We start from the raw sequence: 20,112 nt of genomic DNA on the forward strand, positions 1-20,112 counted from the left end.
GGTGACCAGCGCGAGTGCCGCGCAGGCGGCGGTCAGGTAGAGGCCGAGCAGAGCGCTGAAGGCCGTCCAGGTGTCCACGTGTGACCTCCTGCTGGGCTGGAGATGTGCCCCTACCTCGCACCTGGTGACCGTGACGTGATGCGAGGTAGGGGCTCCCCGCAGCGGTCGGTGGAGCAACACGACCGTAAACCGGACCGGTCAACTTGACCATTCCACTTTGGAGTGAGATGCGGACTCGCCCGGCTCGGGCACACTGTCCGCGATCACGTGCGAAGGGGAGACGATGAGCGGCGACCGCAGTCCCGCCGAGTACCGGGCGGCGCTGGCCGAGCAGATCCGCAAGCTGATGCGGCAGAAGGGCGTCACGCGCGTCGACATCCGACGCGCGTTGAGCTGCTCGGAGTCCAAGGCGGGCAAGCTGGTGCGCGGCGACACCTCGATTTCTCCGGTGGAGCTGACCGCGATCCTCGACCTGCTCGGTGTCAGTGGTGAGGCACGCGCCGACCTCCAGCACCTCAACGAGGAGGGCAGGCGGAAGCGACCGCCCACGGACTGGGGCAAGGCGATACCCGACCGGCTGCGGAAGTTCTTCAACACCGAGGAGACGGCGCGGAAGATCGAGTCATACCGGCCGGATCTGCTGCACGGCCTGGTCCAGACAGAGCGCTACGCGCGAGCGGTGATCCAGACCAACCGCACGTTGCTGTCCGACGATGTCGAACGCCTGGTTCGTGCTCGGCTGGTACGGCAAGAACGCCTACATGGTCCGAATCCGCCGGAGATCACGCTGGTGGTCCAGGAGTCCGTGTTGCGTGCTCCGGTGGGCGATGAGGAGATCCGCGCCGAGCAGATCCGACATCTCCGGGAGCTGTGCGACCGCCCGAACATCACCTTCCGCGTCGTTCCGGATGGGCGCGGGCTGACGGGTGCGCTGTACTTCCCGTTCACCATCCTCACGCCCTCGGGCGACCGACCGACGACGGTCTACCTGGAGACCTTGACGGACGGCCTGCTGGTCGATGAAGCCGGCCGAGTCGAGCACTACGCGCGCGTGTTCAGCGAGCTGATCGATGCCTCCGCAACCCCTGCCGACACCCTGGCCCTTCTGGATAGCCTCTCGTCGCAACCATGACTCCAGCAGAGGAGGGGCTGATGATCCCGCAGCGGAAGGAGGAGGCGTTGCGCTGGCGCAAGAGCACCCGCAGTGGGAACTCCGGCGGGGAGTGCGTCGAGTTGGCGCACACGCGGGACATGCTGCGTGACTCGAAGAACCCGAGCGGGCCTGTGCTGCGGTTCGAGCGGGCTCGGCTGGCGGCGTTCCTGGACGGAGTGCGCACCGGTCGGTTCGACGGCTGATCGGCCAGGCTGACGTTCATCGGGAAACGACTCGGTATGGGGGTGGCCGATCCGTGTAGGTGGCGCCGGCGAGCATCCGCCTGGCATCGCCCTGCTCACCGATCGCGAACCCGACGACCAGCGTCCGGCCATCCGGTGTGCACGCCACCGCGTGCGGGCGGAGGGACGGGGCCTCCCGGTCCCGGATCGATCGCGCACAGGCTCCGCTGGTAAGCGAGGTGGGCCGGGTCGACGTAGTGCTCGGGGTGGCGGCGCAACCGGCCCGCCTCGCTGCCGTCGTGAACCCAGCGGACCACGTCGTGCTCGTCCACGTATAGCGCGAACGTGTCGAACTGGACGTGGCAGTTTCGGCACAGGCACAACACGTTCTCGGGCACGTCCTCGCCGCCGTGCACGGCGGCGAGGCCCACGATGTGGGCGGCCTCGCTGTGGAAGCCGAAGCCGGTGCGCAGACGCGTGCCGCAGAACTGGCACTGGTTGTCGTGCAACGCCTTCACGTGCCTCGCCACGTCGCGCACGCGCGCCGTGGCGGTGCCGGAGCGCGGACGTTTGCCGGGTGTCGACGTGCCTAAGGCGTCCACCCGTGCGTAGTCGGCGAGGCCGACGAATGCCAGCAGCGCCTCGTGATCGTCGATGCTGTGGAGGAAGCGCGCGCGGATCGCGTTGATCGCCCTGGTCCGGAAGGCGACGTCAGCCCGCAGGCGCTCGTGCGACCACGCCGTGAAGCCCGCGCGCGGCTCCGCGTCCCCGGACTGGACGACCTCCCACGCGCCTGTCCGGCTCAGCTCGTGGAACGCGCGTTCCGGGTGGGGGGCGTTATCGCCGCCGAACTCGGCAAGCACATCGCCGACCTCGGAGCGGAAGCGCCCCAAGGTGTGCAGACGATCGCTGTTCTCGACCCGGCTGATCGCCCACAGCAGGGCGAGTGGCTCGTGGAGCGTGGCGGAGTCGAGCGCGAGCAGGCCGGACAGGAGGTCTTCCGCAGGTGGATCGGGCTCGCCTGTTTCGCGCAGATCCCGCACGGTGAAGCCGAGGCCCTCCAGGACCCGGACCACCGAGGCGATGCCGCCGGTGAAGTCCTTAGGCCGAAGCGTTGTCCGGCCGGGGAGGAAGCCGTGGGCGACGCCGACGATCGCCTTGGACGGGTAGTGCCGCCCCTCGTGGACCAGCAGGAGCGCCCGTGCCTCGCCGTAGCCGTAGCGCTTCAGGAACTCCTCGGCACCCAATTTGTCGTGCTCCGCGATCGCGCGCAGCACTTCCTGTCGGCCGATCTCGGACAGGGCTGTCTTCAGCACACGTGCATCATGCACAGTGCACGATGCACGTGCTCGACGTTCGCCAAAGCTCTCTGGCACGGTGTCGGAGTGCCGTTCGTCACCGATTCCGGGTTCCTGCTGGACGCCGCCTTCTCGGTCGAGGTCGAGGAGGGCGGGCTGTCGTTGGTGCTGGAGAGTTCAGGAGGGAGAGCCTCTGGTCGCGGCGAGCGCAACCGCGATTACCTGGAGGCGTTGGAATTGCTGCTGCGTCGGCTCGGGGACCGACGCGCTGTAGTGCGCCGAGCGCTGGTCGACACACGCCAGACGCAGAAGCAGAACCTGCCCGAGGTGGACCGGCTGCTTGTGCACGAGCCCCTGCGGTTGACGTCGGAATCGGACTTCCTCACCCTGCGCAGGCAACTCACCAATGCGCAACGGCGGGTTGGCCAGTCGAAGGCCGCTTCGAAATCGGGGAACGGCACCAGGCGCATCCGGTTGCGGCTGGAGGTGCCGGGATACGGGCCGGAGGACGCTGCGCGGCTGCAACGCGAGCTGCAGGGGGTGCGGCACGACATCGTGTGGCCCTCGGTGCAGGTGGAGGTGGCCGACGAGCTGCGCCTGCGGATCGGTGAGGAGCTGCCTGGTGTCGGACGGATCGTGGCGGTCCCAAGGGACGCGGTGGTGGTGGAAACCACCGACGGACCGGTACAGGTCGCGCTGGACGACGTCCAGGCAGGGCTCCACCGGCTCACCAAAGACGGGCGGGCACCGGTCGAAGACGTGACAGGTGCGCTGGTTGCGACAGTGGCCGATGCGGGCGTGGAGGACGGCAGCGCTGTGCGCAGGCCGCTGAAGCGAGGTGCCCAGGGGTTCGCCGAGTTGGACGGGCGAGCGATGGCCACGTATCGGAAGGAACAGGGTGCGCTCCGCGAACTGCTCGTCGGCGATGCCGAGGTCGCGTCGTGCGCGCTGTGCGGGAGGCCGTTTCCGGTGGCGTTCCTGATCGCCGCACACATCAAGAGGCGTCGAGTGGCAACGGACGACGAGCGGCAGGACCTGGAGAACATCGCCATGCTCGCCTGTGCGTTCGGCTGCGACAAGCTGTTCGAACTGGGCTATGTCACCGTGGACGAGAGCGGCGTGGTGCTCACCGCCTCTGCTGGTGGTCCGTTGGAGCCGCACCTGGAACTGCTGCGGGGACGGGTGACCGAAGCATTCCACGACGGCTCGGCACCTTATTTCCGCTGGCACCGGGAGAACGTCTTTCGAGGGTGAGCACGGCAGTGCTGGCAGTGTCGCTCAGCCAGCAGTGTGAACTGCCGATGCTTATCTGCCGTGCTCATGATCTTGTGGCTCGCCAACCCGCCCTGAGGGGACGAGTTCGGTGAGCGCCCTTGCTTATAGTGGGTGTGACGCACCCTCCCTGTGAGGCTCGGATCACCCTAACTTCGTTGACAGTGCCGGCCGGTAAGTCACGAAACGGGAGGCAGTGGGATGAAGTACAAGAGGTTGGGGAACACCGGGCTGATAGTCTCGCAGCTCTGCATGGGCACGATGACTTTCGGCGGGGCCAGCGGTGTGTACGAGCACATCGGCAACGTCGACCAAGCGGGCGCCAACGAACTCGTCAAGGCCGCTGTGGACGGCGGGATCAACTTCTTCGACACCGCCGACGTCTACTCCGCGGGGGAAAGCGAGGAGACTCTCGGGCGGGCGTTCCGCGAGCTGGGGATTCCGAGGAACGAATACGTCCTCGCGACGAAGGTGTACAGCCGGATGGGGCCGGGCCGCAATGACGTCGGTGCCTCGCGGGGGCACATCATGGACGCCGTCGAAGCGAGCCTGCGCCGGTTGCGGACGGATCACATCGATCTCTACCAGGTTCACGCGACCGATCTGGTGACGCCGTTGGAGGAGACGCTCCGCGCTCTGGACGATCTCGTCAGGCAGGGCAAGGTCCGCTACGTGGGTGTGTCGAACTGGCAGGCTTGGCGGATCGCGAAAGCGCTGGGGATCGGCGAACGCCTCGGCCTCGCGCCGCTGAACACCGTGCAGGCTTACTACTCCGTCGCCGGGCGGGACGTTGAGCGCGAAATCGTCCCGCTGCTGGAGGAGGAGGGTTTGGGCCTGCTGGTGTGGAGTCCTCTGGCGGGCGGTCTGCTGTCGGGGAAGTTCAGCCGGGACAACCAGTCGCCGGACGGGGCCCGGCGTTCGGGGTTCGACTTCCCCGTGGTCGACAGGGACCGGGTGTGGAACGTGCTGGACGTGTTGAGGCCGATCGCCGAGGCTCACGGCTGCAGTCCGGCGCGGATCGCGCTCGCCTGGCTCCTCACTCGTCCCTCGGTGACCTCGGTGCTCGTGGGGGCCAAGCGGCTCTCCCAGCTCCAGGACAACCTCGCCGCGGTCGACGTCGTGTTGAACGAGGATGAGATCCGGCGGTTGGACGAGGTCAGTGAGCTGCCGCCCGAGTACCCCGGCTGGATGCTCGACACCCAGGGGGCGGACCGCTGGGGAGTGACGGACCTCTGGGAGAACCGGGTTTCGCCGGTGTCCTGATCGACCCGGAGGTGGACAGGCGGAGGAGGAGGCGTCCGTCGGGGATGCCTCCTCCGCTGGTGTCCCAACGCGATTCGAACCTGCTTCCGCCTTCGTGGGCAGGCTGCGTCAGGGGTGCCTGGCCAGTGCCAGCGTGAGTTCGAGGACCCGCTCCGGCGAGGTGAGATCCCCGAACAGGTCCCGCAACTGGCCCATCCGGTACCGCACGGTCTGCGGGTGCACGAACAGCGACGCCGCCACCTCGTCGCGCCGCCCGTGGTGCAGCAGCCACGCCCGCAGCGTCTCCTCCAGTCGCCGCGCGGTCGCCGGTCGCTGATCGCGCAGCGGCGCCAGAACGCGTGCCCGAAGATCGGCGTAGGCCTCGGGATCGGCGCTGAGCACCAGGTCGACCAGGCACCGCTCGGTGTCGAGGGTGCCCTCGGACAGTGCGCGGGCCCGCGTGGCCCGCGCGAACGACGACGCCGCCCGCGTCCACGGCCGGGCCGGGCCGACCACGGCGGAGCGGTCCGCCATGAGCCGCAGCACGTGCTCGCGGTCCGCGTCGGGCACCAGGAGCACGGCCGTGGAATCCGGCAGGTCCTCCAGCAGCAGCGTGCGGGGGTCGAGCAGCCGATGCGCCGAGCGGGCATGCGAGGACGGCAGCAACACCGCCGTCAGGGAACCCGGAGGCGTCCAGCCCGCCCGTTCGGCGCTCGCGATCAACACCTCCTCGCTCTCGCCCGCGATCAGGTCACGGCAGAGCTGCTCCAGGTAGCGCTCCCGCACCCGGCCCCGGACGACCAGTTCGTCGGCGTGTCCGGCGGCGCTGGCTGCGGACAGCTCGTCGATGTAGACGAAGAGCAGCTCGGCGAACTTGGCGATCCGGTCGGCGGGCAGACCGGAGGACACGGCTGCGGCGGCGAGACTGCGCCACGCCACCCGCGCGCCGACCCGGTAGGCGCTGAGCAGGGCGTCCATCGAGCGGCCGTCGCGCACCTCGCCGCGGCCCAGCTCGTAGGCGGCCTCGGTGGCGACGTCCTGGGTGTCCGCGCCGTCCGCCACGTCCAGGAAGTGGCTCAGCGCGGTGCGCACGGCGCGGCGGATCGTGACGCCCATCCGGCCCGACAGCGCGCCCTCGTAACTGGGCACCTCGTCGATCACCGCCTGGACCACCTCGTCGGCCGTGACCGGCAGCAACGCCCGCAGCGCCGCGATCGCGGCGTGGTCGAGGCCGAGCTCGGCAGCACCCTCGACGGCGCGACTCATTTGTTCTCCCAGTACAAAACCAAGAACACAGTTCACGTCCTGCGGTCAGGACTTTACGCCCGAAGCCACATCATGCTGGATGCATGACAAGCGTCGCCCTCCGCGCCAGGGCGTTGAGGCTGCTGGAGATGGTCACGACGCCGCTGCTCCCCTCGGACTACCTGGACCTGGTCGCCCCGCTGCGCTCGGGCGCCGACCTGCGCGGGCGCATCGAGGCGATCCACCCCGAGACCCGCGACGCGGCCACCATCGTGATCAGGCCCGGTCGCGGCTGGAAGGGCCACGTCGCCGGGCAGTACATCCGGGTCGGCGTGGACGTCGACGGCGTGCGGCTGTGGCGGGCCTACTCCGTCACCTCGCCCACGAGCCGGGCCGACGGCCGCATCACGATCACCGTGAAGGCGATGCCGGACGGCAAGGTCAGCAACCACCTGGTCCGCCGGGCCAAGCCGGGCACGGTCATCCACCTCGACCAGGCCAGCGGCGACTTCGTGCTGCCCGCCGTCAAGCCCGCGAAGGTGCTCTACCTGACAGCGGGCAGCGGCATCACGCCCGTGATGGGCATGTTGCGCGACACCGCGCTCGCCGACGTGGTCGTGCTGCACTCCGCGCCGACCGAGGCGGACGTCATCTTCCGCGACGACCTGCGCGACCTGGCCGCCGACAAGGCGCTCCGGCTGATCGAGCGGCACACCGACACCGCGGGCACCCTCGACATCACCCGCCTCGACGAGCACGTGCCCGACTGGACCGAGCGCGAGACCTGGGCATGCGGTCCCACGGGCCTGCTCGACGCCGCCGAGGAGCACTGGGCGCGGCACGGCATCGCCGACCGCCTGCACACCGAGCGGTTCCGCCCCGCCGCGCTGGTGACCGGCGAGGGCGGCGCGGTCACGTTCACCACCACCGACAAAACCGTCGAGGCCGACGGGGCCACGCCGCTGCTCGACGTCGGGGAGCAGGCGGGCGTGCTGATGCCGTCCGGCTGCCGCATGGGCATCTGCTTCGGCTGCGTCACGCCGCTGCGCGCGGGCGCCGTCCGCGACCTGCGCACCGGCGAGGTCACCACGGCCGAGCCCGGAGTACTCATCCAGACCTGCGTGTCCGCCGCGGCGGGCGCCTGCGAGATCGAACGCTAGGAGCGACCAGCATGACCGCCATCGATCCCACCGCCCACCTGTCCGATGAGCAGATCGAGCAGCTCGGCCGCGAGCTGGACGCGCTGCGCGACGAGGTGATCGCCAGCAGGGGCGAGCGCGACGCCGCCTACATCCGCAAGGTCATCTCGGTGCAGCGCAAGCTGGAGATGGGCAGCCGGGGCGTGCTGCTGTTCTCCCTGTTCCCGCCCGCCTGGCTGATCGGCACCGCGGGCCTGTCCGTGGCCAAGATCCTGGAGAACATGGAGATCGGCCACAACATCCTGCACGGGCAGTGGGACTGGATGCGCGACCCGAAGATCCACTCCACGACCTGGGAGTGGGACCACGTCTCGCCCGCCGCGCAGTGGAAGCACTCCCACAACGAGCTGCACCACACCTACACCAACGTGATCGGCAAGGACAACGACCTCGGCTACGGCATCATGCGCGTCGACGAGGACCAGAAGTGGCACCCGTTCCACCTGGGCCAGCCGCTGTGGAACTTCATCAACGCCTGCTTCTTCGAGTACGGCATCGCCGCGTACGACCTGGAGCTCGGCAAGAACCTGCACAAGAGCCGCCGCAAGAACCCCGAGTTCCGGGCGCGGGCCCGCGAGGTCGGCAAGAAGATCCGCAAGCAGGTCCTGAAGGACTACATCATCCACCCGCTGCTGTCCGGCCCCTCGTTCCTCACCACGCTCGGCGCGACGTTCACCGCGAACCTGGTCCGCAACCTGTGGAGCCACTCGGTGATCATGTGCGGCCACTTCCCCGAGGGCGTGCAGACCTTCGAGCGCCGCTCGATCGACGGCGAGACGCGCGGCCAGTGGTACCTGCGGCAGATGCTCGGCTCGGCCAACATCAGCGGCAGCAAGGCGATGCACATCATGACCGGCAACCTGTCGCACCAGATCGAGCACCACCTGTTCCCGGACCTGCCGAGCAACCGCTACGGCGAGATCGCGCCGAAGGTGCGGGAGCTGTTCGACCGCTACGGCCTGGAGTACGTCTCGGGATCGCTGCCCAAGCAGGTCTTCTCGGCGTGGCGCAAGGTCTTCCGGCTCTCGCTGCCGAACAAGTCGGTCAAGCCGAACAAGACGGTGAAGGTGCCCGGCCGTGCGAAGGAGCGCGTCGCGGCCTGACCGGGTGTTGTGCACGCCGGTCTCCCACAGCGACGCGGATGCGAGAACGGGCACCCGTCCCCCGCACGGGAGGATGGGTGCCCGTCGTGCCCGCCGATGCGATCAGGCGATCGTCTCGACGTGCAGTTCACCATTGGGCATACCGGTGCTCGCGACCTGGATGATGCGGCCGCCGCCGTCGGCGACGTTCGGGCCCTGCCAGTCGCCTGCGGCGAAGCGGACGTTGTGGAAGACCTTGCCTCCGGTCAGCGTGATCAGGTGCACGTCGCCGTTGGGCGTCGCACCCGTCGTGATCTGCGCGACGGTGCCACCGCCGTCGGCGACGCGAGCGCCCTGCCACTCACCGCTGCCGTGGCGGACGTTGTGGAAGACGTTGCCGCCGGCCAGCGTGAACAGGTGCACCTCGCCGGCGGGCGTGCCCGATGCCGCGATGTCGCCCACGCTCCCGCCGCCGTCGGCGACGTTCGGGCCCTGCCAGTCGCCTGCGGCGAAGCGGACGTTGTGGAAGACCCTGCCTCCGGAAAGGGTGAACAGGTGCACGTCGCCGTTGGGCGTCGCGGTGGCCGCGATGTCGGAGACGGTGCCGCCGTTGTCGGCGATGTTCGCGCCCTGCCACGAGCCGTCCGCGCGGCGGAGGTTGTGGAAGACGTTGCCGCCGGCCAGCGTGAACAGGTGCACCTCGCGCCCGGTCGCCGTCGTCGCCAAGCGGGAGACGGTGCCGCCGTTGTCGGCGATGTTCGCGCCCTGCCACGAACCGTCCGCGCGGCGGAGGTTGTGGAAGACGTTGCCGCCCGCGAGCGTGAACATGTGCATGTCGCCTGCCGCCTCGCCGGTGACGGCGACTTCGCTGACCCTGCCGCCGTCGGCGACGCGAGGGCCCTGCCACGTGCCGTTGGCGTGACGGATGTTGTCGAACACGTTTCCGGTCGCGGCTGTGAGACCGCGCGGGCTGACGTACCCGTCCAGCCGCTGGCCGGTCGCGGTGGAACCGACGGCGGACGAGATGTCGTGGTAGTACGAAACCTTGTTGGTGGCGGCGCTGCCGCTGCCCTGGTTGCCGCCGATCGTGGTGATCCTGCCGGGCCTGACGGCGACGACGAGGGCGACGTGGTCCGCGTAACCGTTGCCGTTGTAGTTGAACAGCACGGCGTCGCCGACCTCCGGAGTGGTCTCGATCGGGCCGTACTTGCCGAAGGAACCGGCGGCGGCGGTCAGGCCGCGCACGTCCGCGCCCGCCTCGTTCCACACCCACTTGGCGAAGTCGGCGCACCACGCTTCGGGAGCGCCGCTCGCTCCGGTGCAACTGGTGTAGTAGCCCATCCCGCCCCTGGAGTTGGTGGTACAGGGGCCCTTGCCCACGTTCTCGGCGGCGATGGTCGCGATGTCGGTCGCGGTGCCCGCCAGCGCGGCCGGGGCGCCGCCGACGAACAGGCCGGTCAGTGCGATGGCCGTGGCCGCGAGTGACGTCGCGATCCGGCGCAGGGTCGTGCGCTGTGACATGTCGGTGTCTTCTCTGCTCGAGTTCCAGCTGGGGACGCGGGTCACGCGATCGTTTCCACGTGCAGTTCGCCGTTGGGCATCCCGGTCGCGGCGAGCTGGAAGGCGCTGGTGCCGTTGTCGGTGAGGTTGGCGCCCTGCCAGGTGCCGTCGGCGCGGCGGAGGTTGTGGAACGTGCGCCCGGCGGAGAGCGTGAGCAGGTGCACTTCGCCGTTCGGGGTCGCGCCCGCGGCGATCTGCGTCACGCTGCCGCCGCCGTCGGCGACGTTCGGGCCCTGCCAGTCGCCCGTGGCGAAGCGGATGTTGTGGAAGACCCGGCCGCCGGTGAGGGTGAACAGGTGCACGTCACCGGTGGCGATGTTCGTGGTGGCGGAGATGCCGCTGACCGTGCCGCCGCCGTCGGCGACGCGTGCGCCCTGCCAGTCGCCCGTGGCGAAGCGGACGTTGTGGAAGACGTTGCCGCCAGCGAGCGTGAGCAGGTGCACGTCGCCGTTGGGGGTGGTGGTCGCCGAGAGCTTCGAGACGGTGCCGCCGCTGTCGGCGAGGTTCGCGCCCTGCCAACCGCCGTCCGCGCGGCGGACGTTGTGGAAGACGTTGCCGCCGGCGAGGGTGAACAGGTGCAGCTCACCGCTGGGCGTGACGGTGGCGGCGGTCTCGCGGACGGTGCCGCCGTTGTCGGCGACGCGGGCGCCCTGCCAGGTGCCGTCGGCGCGCCGGATGTTGTGGTAGACCGAGCCCCTCGACACCGTCAGCAGGTGCATGTCGCCGTTGGGCGCGCCCGCCACCGACTGCTGCGAGATCGACCCGCCGTCGGCGATGCCCCGGCCCTGCCAGGACCCGTCGGGGCGGCGGATGTTGTCGTAGACCTTGCCGGTGGAGACGTGGTCACGCGCCTCGGCCAGCAGTTGCCGCGCGTAGGCCTCGGCCTCCCGGTACCTGTCCGGGAACGCGGAGCGCTGCGTCGCCTGGGCGATCTGGTCCGCCGTGTACCCCGGATTTCTCGCTTCGTTGTCCCTGGCGACGGTGAAGAACATGGTCGCCGCATAACTCACGTCCCGGATCTGCTCGGCCGTGCCCCAGCCCATCGACGGCCGCTGCTGGAAGACACCGAGTGAGTCGCGGTCACCGCAGTCCAGGTTGTTCATGTGCGATTCGACCCAGCCGGTCTCGAACCCGGCGAGCATGACCTTGTCCGACACCCCGAGGCTGACGCCCACCTGGTGCACCCGCGTCGTGACCGCGAGGTCACGCGGGGGTAGCGGGAAGGAGCACTCGGTCGCCGACGCCGAGGGGTGCACGACGGCGAGCGAGGCGCAGGCGGCGAGCACCGCGAGGCCTATTGTGGGCATGCGAAAACAGGACATTCATTCCCCCTGCATTTTCTGCGCATTCTTCCGAGCCCGAAAACCGCCGAGTCGAAAAAGGCAGCACGGGTCGATCGGTCAACTGCGGAACGTGGCGGGCGTCAGCCGGTCGAGATCTCCACGAGAACGCCCCCCTGGTGATGGTCCGACCCAACCCCCGGTTGAGTACGCTGAGCAATCTAGCCGACCTGCGGGGGAGGCTGTCAAGTAAAGTTTACTGAACATGGCACCCAGGGCGCCACGACCCCGAGGTGCCGTGGCGGGGAGGGAGTCGTGCCGGCTGCACAGGAGCGGCGCACCTTGGCGCGGGCGTTGTCCACGCTGATCGAGAAGAAGGCCCAGCGGGACGGGCCCGACAGCGTCGCGGACCAGGTCATCGGTGAGCACATCGGCAAGTCCCGCACCACGGTGTGGAAGCTGCGCACCGGCCAGGAGACCAACCCGAAGATCGAGACGCTGGAGGCGCTCGCGCGGTTCTTCGGCGTGCGCGTGAGCTACTTCCTCGACGAGGAGAGCGCGGCCGCCGCCGACGAGCAACTCGACTCGCTGCTGGCGGCGCGACGGTTGCAGCAGGTGGCCGAGCAGCACGGTGTGCGGGGTGTGAACGCCCGGCTCGGCAGCCTGTCCGCGAACAGCCTCGCGGCCGTCGCCCAGCTGATCGAGAAACTTGGCGAATCCGAGGAGCAGGGGCAAGAACCGCATGACCGAGCAACGCCGTTCCAGCCTGCGCAGCCTCCGCAAGCGGATCGACCGTGAGCTCGACGAGCTGGAGTGGCCGACCCCGTTCGACATCGGCGCCCTGCTCGACCGGATCGCGGCCCGACGCGGCAAGCCGATCTCGCTGTTCCCGGCGGAGCTGCCCGCCGACGGCCCCGGCGGGCTCGTCATCGAACGGCGCGACGACCTGGTGATCGTGTTCGACGACCGGCTGCCGATGCTGCAGCAGGAGCACATCATCATGCACGAGGTCGCCCACGTGCTCTTCGGGCACCGCGGCACCACGCTGGACGATCTCGGCTCAGCGGATGAGCTGTCCGAACTGGACCCGGACGTGGTCGAATCAGCGCAGCGGTTCGCGCGCAGGCACGGCTACTCGCAATTAGAGGAGACCGAAGCCGAGGTCGCGGCGGCGTTGATGTGGCTGCGGATCGGTGCGTCGCGCAGCATGATCGCCCCCCGCGTGCGCCCGCCCGAGATCGCGGAGGCCGACGAACGCTTCCGCGCCGCTCTCACCACCGCGAGAACCCGATGATCTCGCCGATCATGGTCGTGATGGCACTCGCCACGGCGCTGTCCCTGGGGTACCTGGTGCGGTCACTGGGCACCAGGCGAGCGAACCGCGCTCTGCGCGCGCTCTGCGGGGCGTCGCTGGCGATGTCGGCGTCCGTCGGGCTGGGCATGGTCACCGCGGGGGCCCACCTGGTCCACCCGATCGACCCGGTGAAGTGGTGGATCTCCGTGGTGCAGCACGGACTCACGATGAGCAGCCTCTACCTGGTGATGGCGTTCTTCCTGTTCTCGGTGCACCCGCTAGCGGAGGCGAAGCGGCTGGCCAAGCGGCACGGCGCGGTGCTGCTGGCCGCGATCGCGATCGCGGTGGCGTTCGCGTTCATGGCCGCGCCCGCCGACTACTCCGCGGGCTTCCTCGCGCTCTACGTCGACGCGCCGTTCTCGTCGCTCTACCTCGCCGTCTACGCGGCCTACCTCGGCACGATGGTCCTGACCGTCGGGCTGCTGTCCGCGCGGTGGGCCCGGCTGGCGAGCGATCCGTGGATCAGGCGGGGCATGGCTGTCGGTACCGCCGGGTGTGCGATCGGTGTCGTCTACAGCGTCATCAAAGTGACCTACCTGCTGCTGGCCCGCTTCGGCGTCAGGCCCCCGGTCGGGGAGATGACCCTGACCGGACCGGTGATCCTGGTGGCTGTGCCCCTCGGGTTCCTGGGCCTGACCGTGCCCGGCTGGGGGCCGAGGCTCACCGCGCTGATCCGGTGGGCGCGGCTGTACCGGGCGCACCACCAGCTGCACTCGTTGTGGGCGGCGCTCACCGCGCGGTTCCCGCACGTGACGATGGACCTGGGCAGCACGGGGATCGGGTCGTGGTGGGACGACAAGTGGGCACCGCGCCCGCGCGAGATGGACCTCCGGCTGCACCTGCGGGTGGTCCAGATCTGGGACGCGCGCCGCGCGTTGACCGACTACTGCGACCCGGCCGAGTACGACCACGCGCTCGCGACTGCGGATCGCACGGGGCTGAGCGGGGACCAGCGGGCGGCGTTCGCCGAGGCGGCGATGCTGACGTCCGCGCTGGAGCGGCACGAACGGGTCGAAGGCGCCGAGTCGTTCCACCCGCGACTGGAGGTGGAGGCCGACCTGGCCCGCAACGTCGCCTGGTTGCGCGAGGTCTCGCGGTTCGTCGGAAAAGTCCGGCCAGCCGCGCTCAGCGCACCTGTGGAGTCCCACAGCCGCCCGCCTGACCGCTGACTTGGCGGGTCGACGTCGTCCCCGAGCCGGTTGGCGGATTCCGCAGCGCCGGTGGTGCCCGTGACCCGGCGCTACGCCGCTGAGACCTCCCTGCCGTCCGTGCGAAGTCGTCGCACAGTGGTCACTCCACCCGGACATCGGTACGAGAACCTCCGTGACGTGCGAAAAGGCTTACCGGTGATGAGCTTCGCGGCCATCGCGGTGACCCCCACCCCCCACCCCCGCGATCAGAGGCGGTGTTCGAGGTTGAACGCGGGTGGGGGAACACGATGTCCTCGATCGTCTACCGGTGATCACGAGATGGGCGGCCGTTGCCGCACTGCGTCGGCGACAACGGCGTGATCCGCTCTCACGCCTGGGCCGACAACACCCGATCACGGGTCACGCGCCCAGCTCAGCGCCTCACCGGGGAGCACGCCCCAGTTGACGGCGCAGCCACGCCGCTCGGGCAGCGATGGCGTCCTGCGAGAGCACGGCGTGAGGAACCACGACGTCGAACCCGTGGAACCCGCCGGGCCAAACGTGCAGTTCGACGTGGCAGCCCGCCTGCCACATGCGGCTCGCATGGGCAACGTCCTCGTCCCGGAACGTTTCGGCCGACCCGACGTCGACGAACGTGGACGGCAGGCCGGAGAGGTCCGCGGCACGGGAAGGCGCGGCGTACGCGGACACGTCCGGTCCTCCGCGCACGCTGTCGCCGAGGAGCGCGTTCCACCCGGTCTCGTTCGAGGAGCTGTCCCAGATGCCGAGGCCGCGCATCTGCTGGGCGGAGGGCGAGTCGTTGCGGTCGTCGAGCATCGGCGACAGGAGCAGTTGGGCCAGGACGGCCGGGCCGCTGCGGTCGCGCGCCATCAAAGTGACACCTGCCGCGAGGCCGCCGCCGGCGCTCATACCGCCGACAACGATGCGCTCGGGGTCGATGTTGAGGTCGTGGGCGTGCTCCGACACCCACACCAGGCCCGCGTAGCAGTCCTCGACCGGGCCAGGGTGGGGTGTCTCGGGTGCGAGCCGGTACTCGACCGAGACCACGGCCATGCCCATCGGTTCGGCCAAGTCCAGCATCTCGGCCAGGCCGAACCGGTTGTCTCCGGCGATCATGCCGCCGCCGTGGATGTAGTAGATCGCCGGAGTCGGGGTCGCCGCCTGCTTCGGGAGGCAGATCAGCAGCGAGATGTCCGGTTCCCCACCCGGCCCTGGCACCGCCCGCTCCTGCACGCTGTAGGCGCCACCGCGCGAGAGGATCTCGTCGGTCGGGGATTCCACCCCAGGGACGGGCTCGCGCATCTCATCGATGTTGTCCGAACGGTACGCATCGGGAGGGCGCAGGCTGGCCAGCATCTCGACGACGGGAGCGAGCTCTGGATCGAAGGGGGGCGGCGGTCCGACCGGCTGGGGGGAGGACCGATCCGTGACGTGCGTAGTCATATGCTCTCCTTGCGGCGCGAGACTGGATGAGAGTTCTGCTCGTGCGGGAGGGGTTCGGCGGCCGGGCCGAACTGTTCGCGAGTGGCTGCTCGGAACCGGCTCCCGGCTCAGACGGTCGGAACGGTCCCGCCGTCGATCACGTACTCGGCGCCCACGATTGCCGAGGCGCGGTCCGAGACCAGGAACCCGACCAGGTCCGCGATTTCCTCGGTCCTCGCGAATCGCCCCAGGGGCACGCCTCCGAGGGAGTCGTAGATGGTCTGCTTGGCTGCTTCACGTGTGAGCCCGTTGCCCTCGGCGATCCGGTCCACGAATCGTTCATAGGCTTCGGTCTCGATCCCGCCGGGGCTGATCGCGTTGACCCGTACGCCGCGCGGCGCGAGCTCGTTGGCGAGTCCCTTGCTGTACGTGCGCAGAGCGGCCTTCGCTGCCGCGTACGCCAGGGACGCGTCGTACTGGGGCAGTTCACGCTGGATCGAGGTGAAGTGCAGCACCACGCCCGCCCCGGACTTGATCATTGCCGGGAGAAGCGCTCGATCGAGCCGCACCGCTCCCAGGAAGTTGAGGTTCAGCTCCGTGAGCCACTGGTCGTCGGTGATGACCGCGAATCCGCCGGCGGGCGTCGACGCACCTCCGACGACGTGCACCAGGATGTCCAGTGCGCCGCCGACCTCAGCGATTCGAGCGGCCACCGCGTTGGTGCCTTCGACCGTCATCAGGTCCGCTTCGATGAATCGGTCTGGGTGCTCGTACCCGTCGGGCATCGTTCGCGCCGTCACGTAGACGTCGGCACCCATCTCTCGCAGTCTCCCTGCGACGGCCTTGCCCGAGCCCTTCGAACCGCCGGTGACCAGCGCCCGGCGACCGTCGAGACGATCGCGATCTGAACCAGACATTTCTCTCTCCACTGAAGATCGATGCGGCACGGGTTCGGTCAGGCCGTGTGGTTGGCGATGACGAGTTCGGCGACGAGGTCGCCCCGCAGTGCGAACCGGTAGTCGAGCTCGGCGACTCCACCAGGGAAGGTGCCTTCGATCCGCACGGTCACCACCCAGTGGGCGTCATCGACGCGGCGAGCGCCGATGTGCTCGGTCGTGTACTCGAACTCGGACCCGGCGTCTCGCAGGAACGCGTGGACCGCTTCTCGGCCGCGGAAGGTCTCGTCCTGGTCCACGACCACGACGTCCTCGGTGAGGAACGACGAGGCGGTGTCGGCGTCGCGGGCGACGTGGGCGGCGAAGAACTCGCGCACGGTGGCCGGGAGCAGGTCGGACGGAAGATCGGTGTGCTGTGTCATGAGCCCACTGTGTGACCTCACGGGGCGGGAGGGTCAAGCCGTGGACTCTCCCCCAGGGGGAGAGTCCACAATGAACGGGTGCTGACCATCGGGGAGTTCTCGCGGTTGACCCACCTGAGCGTGCGGACCCTGCGCCGCTACCACGAGGCGGCCCTGCTGGAACCCGCCGTGGTGGACGAGAGCACCGGCTACCGCTACTACGCCGTCGACCAGATCCCGACCGCGCAGGTCATCCACCGGCTCCGCGAACTCGACGTCCCCCTGAGCGACGTGCGGCGAATCCTGCGGACCCCCGACCCCGGTGTCCGGGCGGCCCTGGTCGCGGACCACCTGCAACGCCTCGAGGACGCGCTCGACCGCACCAGGGCCGCGGTCGTGTCGCTGCGGCGCCTGCTCCGGCCCAACCCCGCGCCGATCGACGTCGAACTGCGTGCGGAGCCCGCCCGGACGGTCGCGGCGGTGGAGGCCGTGATCGAGCATCACGAGGTCGCTGCCTGGTTCGCAGGCGCGATGGCCGAATTGGAGGCGGCCGTCGGCTCCGCCGTGACCGGACCGCCGGGCGGTTGCTACGACAACGCCCTTTTCGAACAGGAGCGCGGTCACGCGCTGGTCTACCTGCCGACCGCTGCGCCACCTCGCACCGGACGCGTGCACCCCGTAGTTCTTCCGGCCGCGGAACTGGCCGTCACCACTCACGTCGGCGAGCACAACGGCGCCGATGTCACGTACGGCGAACTCGGGACCTGGGTGGTGGAGAACGCGATGTCGGTGGCCGGACCGGTGCGGGAGGTCTACGCCGTCGGTCCTCGTGACTCGAGCGATCCCGCCGCGTGGCGCACCGAGATCGGCTGGCCGGTCTTCCGCGTCACCTGAAGCGGTCAGTGCGGAGCGGGGTCCCAGGACAACGGGACAACCGCCTTGGTCGGGGAACCACCGCGATCGGCCGGGCGGTGCGGTGTCGGAACGCAGCCCGCGCTGGTCGCCCCACGCGATCACGCGCCCTCGGCCTTCGCCCTGACCTCGATCGCCAGGTACTCCTCGTCCAGCCACGCGCGCACCGCGGCGGGCTGTTGTTCGTAGGCACGGCGGGCCGGGCGTGGCGGGGTGGACCGTGGCGGCGCGGCCACAATGCGAACAGCGTGCCCCGATCCTCCGCGCTGATCAGTTCGGCGGGGCCGGGACGTCCTTCGCTGGTCGCCAGGTCGTCGCGACCGTCCCGCCGGTAGGCCCGCCACCACGTGCCCACCGAGCGTTCGGAGACCCCGAACACCCCGCCGCCTGCCTGTAGCCCTCGACCTGCCCGGACTCCAGCGCCGCGACCACCCGCAGGCGACAACCGATGCGCACCCTCGACCTCGACCAGCCACCCAGCGGGCAACCGATCACTTCCGATTCACCATCTCGCTCGATGACGCTCGGCGGCGTTGTGAACAGCGCAACAAGAAAAAAAGGAGAACAAGATCACCGGCTACGGCCGGTGATCTTGTTCTCATCCTTGTGGTGCCCCCGGCAGGATTCGAACCTGCGCTCCCGCCTCCGGAGGGCGGTGCTCTATCCCCTGAGCTACGGGGGCCGTAGCTACGGGGAGAAGCTTAGCGCACTGCGCGAAGCGCCTTTCACCCCCTACCCTCCAAAGTCATGCACACCCTCCGCGAGCGCTACGTGCAAGGCGATGACCTGCGGCTTCGTGTCGTGGAGCAGGGGCACCCGGACGCGCCGACGGTGGTGCTGGTGCACGGCTACCCGGACACTTCGGCGCTTTGGGACGAGGTGGCGGCCCGCCTGGAGGGCAACTTCCACGTTGTGCGTTACGACACACGTGGTTCGGGCGGCTCCGAAGCGCCTGCCGCCAGGAGGGGCTACCGCCTTGACCACCTCACGAGCGACCTCAGGCGGGTGGTCGAGGCGACGGCCCAGCCGCCGGTGCACCTCGTGGGCCACGACTGGGGCTCCTGCCAGGGCTGGCACGCGGTGGAGCGCCACCCGGAGCTGTTCGCGAGCTTCACGAGCATCTCCGGCCCGTCCTTGGGGCACATCGCGGACTGGCTCCACCGCAACAGGCGTCACCCGCTCAGGGTGCTCAACGAGGTCCGCCACTCCTGGTACATCGCGGGCTTCCTGCTCCCGGTCCTCCCGGAGCTGCTGTGGCGGCTCACCCAGCGCCGGCGGACCCGCGAGCTGGTCAACGGCCTGGAGTTGTACCGGGCGAACGTGGGCAGGGCTCCCGCGCCCATCAGGACCGCCACCAGGGTTCACCAGATCGAGCTAACTGGAGACCCGTTCGTGAAGATCGGGTACCTGGAAGCCGCGGAGCCGTGGGCGCCGAACCTGACGCGGAGCAGGCTGGACGCGAAGCACTGGGCGCCGGTGACCCACCCCGACGAGGTCGCGGACCGAATCTCGCGGGTTGCTCTCATGCGCATATGACTATATGTTCCCGCTCATGGGGCACGGACACGGGCACGGCGCCTCCGGCGGCGCCAAGCACGTCGGCAGGCTGTGGATCGCGTTCGCGGTCGGCGCGGCCTTCATGGTCGTGGAGTTCGCCGTCGGCATCGCGACCTCCTCGCTCGCCCTGGTCTCCGACGCCGCGCACATGCTCACCGACGTCGTCGGGGTGGGGATGGCGCTGGCGGCGATCATGGCCGCGCGCCGCGCGTCCACCGGGCGGGGGCGCACGTTCGGGCTGTACCGGGCGGAAGTGCTGGCCGCGCTGGCCAACGCCGTGCTGCTGTTCGGGGTGGCCGCTTACGTGGTCTACGAGGCCGTGGGGCGCTTCGACGACCCGCCCGCGGTGCCGGGCCTGCCGGTGGTGCTGGCCGCCGCAGCGGGCCTGGTGGCCAACGTCGTCGCCTTCCTCGTGCTCAAGGACGGCGCGAAGGAGAGCATCAACGTCCGGGGCGCGTACCTGGAGGTGCTGGCCGACCTGGTGGGCTCGGTCGGCGTGCTGGTCAGCGGGGCGGTCACGCTGGTCTTCGGCTGGCGCTACGCCGACCCGCTGATGGGTGTCGCGATCGGCCTGTGGGTGCTGCCGCGCACCTGGAAGCTCGCGGCGGGCGCGCTGCGCATCCTGTTCCAGCACGCGCCGGAGCGGCTGGACGTGGCGGAGATGCAGTCCGACCTCGCCACGCTGCCGGGCGTGGAGGAGGCGCACGACCTGCACGTGTGGACGCTCACCTCGGGCATGGAGGTCGCCTCCGCCCACTTGACGACCTGCCAGGACGCCGACCCCGCCGAGGTGCTGGAGTCGGCGCGGGAGCTGCTGGCGCGGCGCTACCACATCGAGCACGCCACGCTGCAGGTCGAACCAGGGGATTCCGCGCGCAAGTGCCGCGAAATCCCCTGGTGACCTCA

At 69.6% G+C, this 20,112-nt stretch carries 19 protein-coding genes, 1 tRNA gene and 1 pseudogene; 12 read left to right on the forward strand and 9 right to left on the reverse strand.

Features of this window, described 5'->3' with window-relative positions; genetic code table 11:
• The first annotated feature begins 283 nt into the window (after positions 1-283).
• Positions 284-1,132 carry a helix-turn-helix domain-containing protein gene (locus tag IEZ00_RS08400; protein ID WP_189222623.1) on the forward strand — a complete coding sequence of 283 codons (849 nt, stop codon included), beginning with the start codon at positions 284-286 and terminating at the stop codon, positions 1,130-1,132.
• Positions 1,133-1,152: 20 nt separating this feature from the next.
• The gene (locus tag IEZ00_RS08405) at positions 1,153-1,356 is read left to right on the forward strand and encodes a DUF397 domain-containing protein (protein ID WP_189222624.1); all 204 of its coding nucleotides are present in this window, start codon (positions 1,153-1,155) and stop codon (positions 1,354-1,356) included.
• 95 nt (positions 1,357-1,451) lie between these two features.
• Here IEZ00_RS08405 and IEZ00_RS08410 read toward each other — a convergent pair whose 3' ends face one another.
• The gene (locus IEZ00_RS08410; protein ID WP_189222625.1) at positions 1,452-2,651 is read right to left on the reverse strand and encodes a ScoMcrA-related endonuclease; all 1,200 of its coding nucleotides are present in this window, start codon (positions 2,649-2,651) and stop codon (positions 1,452-1,454) included.
• A gap of 69 nt (positions 2,652-2,720) precedes the next feature.
• Between IEZ00_RS08410 and IEZ00_RS08415 the strand changes: the two genes are divergently transcribed.
• Complete coding sequence (locus tag IEZ00_RS08415) at positions 2,721-3,887, forward strand: hypothetical protein (RefSeq protein ID WP_189222626.1); 1,167 nt, start codon at positions 2,721-2,723, stop codon at positions 3,885-3,887.
• Positions 3,888-4,106: 219 nt separating this feature from the next.
• Positions 4,107-5,168, forward strand: a complete 1,062-nt coding sequence (locus tag IEZ00_RS08420; RefSeq protein ID WP_189222627.1) for an aldo/keto reductase — start codon at positions 4,107-4,109, stop codon at positions 5,166-5,168.
• 108 nt (positions 5,169-5,276) lie between these two features.
• On the opposite strand, the gene IEZ00_RS08425 is transcribed toward IEZ00_RS08420, so the two are convergent.
• Positions 5,277-6,413 carry a PucR family transcriptional regulator gene (locus tag IEZ00_RS08425; RefSeq protein ID WP_189222628.1) on the reverse strand — a complete coding sequence of 379 codons (1,137 nt, stop codon included), beginning with the start codon at positions 6,411-6,413 and terminating at the stop codon, positions 5,277-5,279.
• A gap of 83 nt (positions 6,414-6,496) precedes the next feature.
• Between IEZ00_RS08425 and IEZ00_RS08430 the strand changes: the two genes are divergently transcribed.
• Together IEZ00_RS08430 and IEZ00_RS08435 are read left to right on the forward strand one after the other, a co-directional pair.
• On the forward strand, positions 6,497-7,552 hold the full coding sequence (locus tag IEZ00_RS08430) for a ferredoxin reductase (RefSeq protein ID WP_189222629.1): 1,056 nt from the start codon (positions 6,497-6,499) through the stop codon (positions 7,550-7,552).
• An 11-nt stretch (positions 7,553-7,563) separates the two neighbouring features.
• Complete coding sequence (locus IEZ00_RS08435) at positions 7,564-8,694, forward strand: fatty acid desaturase family protein (RefSeq protein ID WP_189222630.1); 1,131 nt, start codon at positions 7,564-7,566, stop codon at positions 8,692-8,694.
• Positions 8,695-8,796: 102 nt separating this feature from the next.
• On the opposite strand, the gene IEZ00_RS08440 is transcribed toward IEZ00_RS08435, so the two are convergent.
• Positions 8,797-10,194, reverse strand: a complete 1,398-nt coding sequence (locus tag IEZ00_RS08440; RefSeq protein WP_189222631.1) for a CHAP domain-containing protein — start codon at positions 10,192-10,194, stop codon at positions 8,797-8,799.
• A 41-nt stretch (positions 10,195-10,235) separates the two neighbouring features.
• Positions 10,236-11,540, reverse strand: a complete 1,305-nt coding sequence (locus IEZ00_RS36390; protein WP_229795313.1) for a PLL family lectin — start codon at positions 11,538-11,540, stop codon at positions 10,236-10,238.
• A gap of 288 nt (positions 11,541-11,828) precedes the next feature.
• Here IEZ00_RS36390 and IEZ00_RS08450 point away from each other — a divergent pair, with 288 nt between their 5' ends.
• The 3 genes from IEZ00_RS08450 to IEZ00_RS08460 are packed head-to-tail and all read left to right on the forward strand — an operon-like array spanning position 11,829 to position 14,036.
• Complete coding sequence (locus tag IEZ00_RS08450) at positions 11,829-12,311, forward strand: helix-turn-helix domain-containing protein (protein ID WP_189222632.1); 483 nt, start codon at positions 11,829-11,831, stop codon at positions 12,309-12,311.
• The gene (locus tag IEZ00_RS08455; protein ID WP_189222633.1) at positions 12,256-12,807 is read left to right on the forward strand and encodes a hypothetical protein; all 552 of its coding nucleotides are present in this window, start codon (positions 12,256-12,258) and stop codon (positions 12,805-12,807) included. The genes IEZ00_RS08450 and IEZ00_RS08455 overlap by 56 nt, the downstream gene beginning before the upstream one ends.
• 20 nt (positions 12,808-12,827) lie before the next feature.
• Complete coding sequence (locus IEZ00_RS08460) at positions 12,828-14,036, forward strand: MAB_1171c family putative transporter (RefSeq protein WP_189222634.1); 1,209 nt, start codon at positions 12,828-12,830, stop codon at positions 14,034-14,036.
• Between the two features lie 402 nt (positions 14,037-14,438).
• Here IEZ00_RS08460 and IEZ00_RS08465 read toward each other — a convergent pair whose 3' ends face one another.
• From IEZ00_RS08465 to IEZ00_RS08475, 3 genes are all read right to left on the reverse strand, one after another.
• Positions 14,439-15,374: an alpha/beta hydrolase gene (locus IEZ00_RS08465; RefSeq protein ID WP_229795315.1), complete on the reverse strand. Its 936-nt coding sequence runs from the start codon at positions 15,372-15,374 to the stop codon at positions 14,439-14,441.
• 194 nt (positions 15,375-15,568) lie between these two features.
• Positions 15,569-16,357, reverse strand: coding sequence for an SDR family oxidoreductase (locus IEZ00_RS08470; RefSeq protein ID WP_189222636.1), 789 nt, complete (start codon positions 16,355-16,357; stop codon positions 15,569-15,571).
• Positions 16,358-16,395: 38 nt separating this feature from the next.
• Positions 16,396-16,758, reverse strand: coding sequence for a nuclear transport factor 2 family protein (locus IEZ00_RS08475; RefSeq protein WP_189222637.1), 363 nt, complete (start codon positions 16,756-16,758; stop codon positions 16,396-16,398).
• A 78-nt stretch (positions 16,759-16,836) separates the two neighbouring features.
• On the opposite strand from IEZ00_RS08475, the gene IEZ00_RS08480 reads away from it, so the two are divergent.
• A complete protein-coding gene (locus tag IEZ00_RS08480; RefSeq protein WP_189222638.1) occupies positions 16,837-17,631 on the forward strand; it encodes a MerR family transcriptional regulator in 795 nt (264 codons plus the stop codon).
• Positions 17,632-17,658: 27 nt separating this feature from the next.
• Here the strand turns inward: IEZ00_RS08480 and IEZ00_RS36395 are convergent.
• Both IEZ00_RS36395 and IEZ00_RS08485 read right to left on the reverse strand, forming a co-directional pair.
• Positions 17,659-17,864: pseudogene (locus IEZ00_RS36395) on the reverse strand (IS630 family transposase); the annotation flags it as partial.
• 392 nt (positions 17,865-18,256) lie between these two features.
• A tRNA-Arg gene (locus tag IEZ00_RS08485) sits at positions 18,257-18,331 on the reverse strand.
• Positions 18,332-18,396: 65 nt separating this feature from the next.
• On the opposite strand from IEZ00_RS08485, the gene IEZ00_RS08490 reads away from it, so the two are divergent.
• Together IEZ00_RS08490 and IEZ00_RS08495 are read left to right on the forward strand one after the other, a co-directional pair.
• Positions 18,397-19,185 carry an alpha/beta fold hydrolase gene (locus IEZ00_RS08490; RefSeq protein ID WP_189222639.1) on the forward strand — a complete coding sequence of 263 codons (789 nt, stop codon included), beginning with the start codon at positions 18,397-18,399 and terminating at the stop codon, positions 19,183-19,185.
• A 16-nt stretch (positions 19,186-19,201) separates the two neighbouring features.
• Positions 19,202-20,107 (forward strand): cation diffusion facilitator family transporter, encoded by a 906-nt coding sequence (locus IEZ00_RS08495; RefSeq protein WP_189222640.1) that lies wholly within the window; start codon positions 19,202-19,204, stop codon positions 20,105-20,107.
• Positions 20,108-20,112 lie beyond the last annotated feature (5 nt).

It is taken from the genome of Saccharothrix coeruleofusca (genome assembly GCF_014648515.1).
Taxonomy (GTDB): domain Bacteria; phylum Actinomycetota; class Actinomycetes; order Mycobacteriales; family Pseudonocardiaceae; genus Actinosynnema; species Actinosynnema coeruleofuscum.

Coding starts and splice junctions, on each gene's coding strand:
- IEZ00_RS08440 (WP_189222631.1), bottom strand. CDS start 10,194: ATGTCACAGCGCACGACCCTGCGCCGGATCGCGACGTCACTCGCGGCC.
- IEZ00_RS08470 (WP_189222636.1), bottom strand. CDS start 16,357: ATGTCTGGTTCAGATCGCGATCGTCTCGACGGTCGCCGGGCGCTGGTC.
- IEZ00_RS08425 (WP_189222628.1), bottom strand. CDS start 6,413: ATGAGTCGCGCCGTCGAGGGTGCTGCCGAGCTCGGCCTCGACCACGCC.
- IEZ00_RS08490 (WP_189222639.1), top strand. CDS start 18,397: ATGCACACCCTCCGCGAGCGCTACGTGCAAGGCGATGACCTGCGGCTT.
- IEZ00_RS08495 (WP_189222640.1), top strand. CDS start 19,202: ATGGGGCACGGACACGGGCACGGCGCCTCCGGCGGCGCCAAGCACGTC.
- IEZ00_RS08475 (WP_189222637.1), bottom strand. CDS start 16,758: ATGACACAGCACACCGATCTTCCGTCCGACCTGCTCCCGGCCACCGTG.
- IEZ00_RS08405 (WP_189222624.1), top strand. CDS start 1,153: ATGATCCCGCAGCGGAAGGAGGAGGCGTTGCGCTGGCGCAAGAGCACC.
- IEZ00_RS08400 (WP_189222623.1), top strand. CDS start 284: ATGAGCGGCGACCGCAGTCCCGCCGAGTACCGGGCGGCGCTGGCCGAG.
- IEZ00_RS36390 (WP_229795313.1), bottom strand. CDS start 11,540: ATGCCCACAATAGGCCTCGCGGTGCTCGCCGCCTGCGCCTCGCTCGCC.
- IEZ00_RS08455 (WP_189222633.1), top strand. CDS start 12,256: ATGACCGAGCAACGCCGTTCCAGCCTGCGCAGCCTCCGCAAGCGGATC.
- IEZ00_RS08420 (WP_189222627.1), top strand. CDS start 4,107: ATGAAGTACAAGAGGTTGGGGAACACCGGGCTGATAGTCTCGCAGCTC.
- IEZ00_RS08460 (WP_189222634.1), top strand. CDS start 12,828: ATGGCACTCGCCACGGCGCTGTCCCTGGGGTACCTGGTGCGGTCACTG.
- IEZ00_RS08430 (WP_189222629.1), top strand. CDS start 6,497: ATGACAAGCGTCGCCCTCCGCGCCAGGGCGTTGAGGCTGCTGGAGATG.
- IEZ00_RS08465 (WP_229795315.1), bottom strand. CDS start 15,374: ATGCTGGCCAGCCTGCGCCCTCCCGATGCGTACCGTTCGGACAACATC.
- IEZ00_RS08435 (WP_189222630.1), top strand. CDS start 7,564: ATGACCGCCATCGATCCCACCGCCCACCTGTCCGATGAGCAGATCGAG.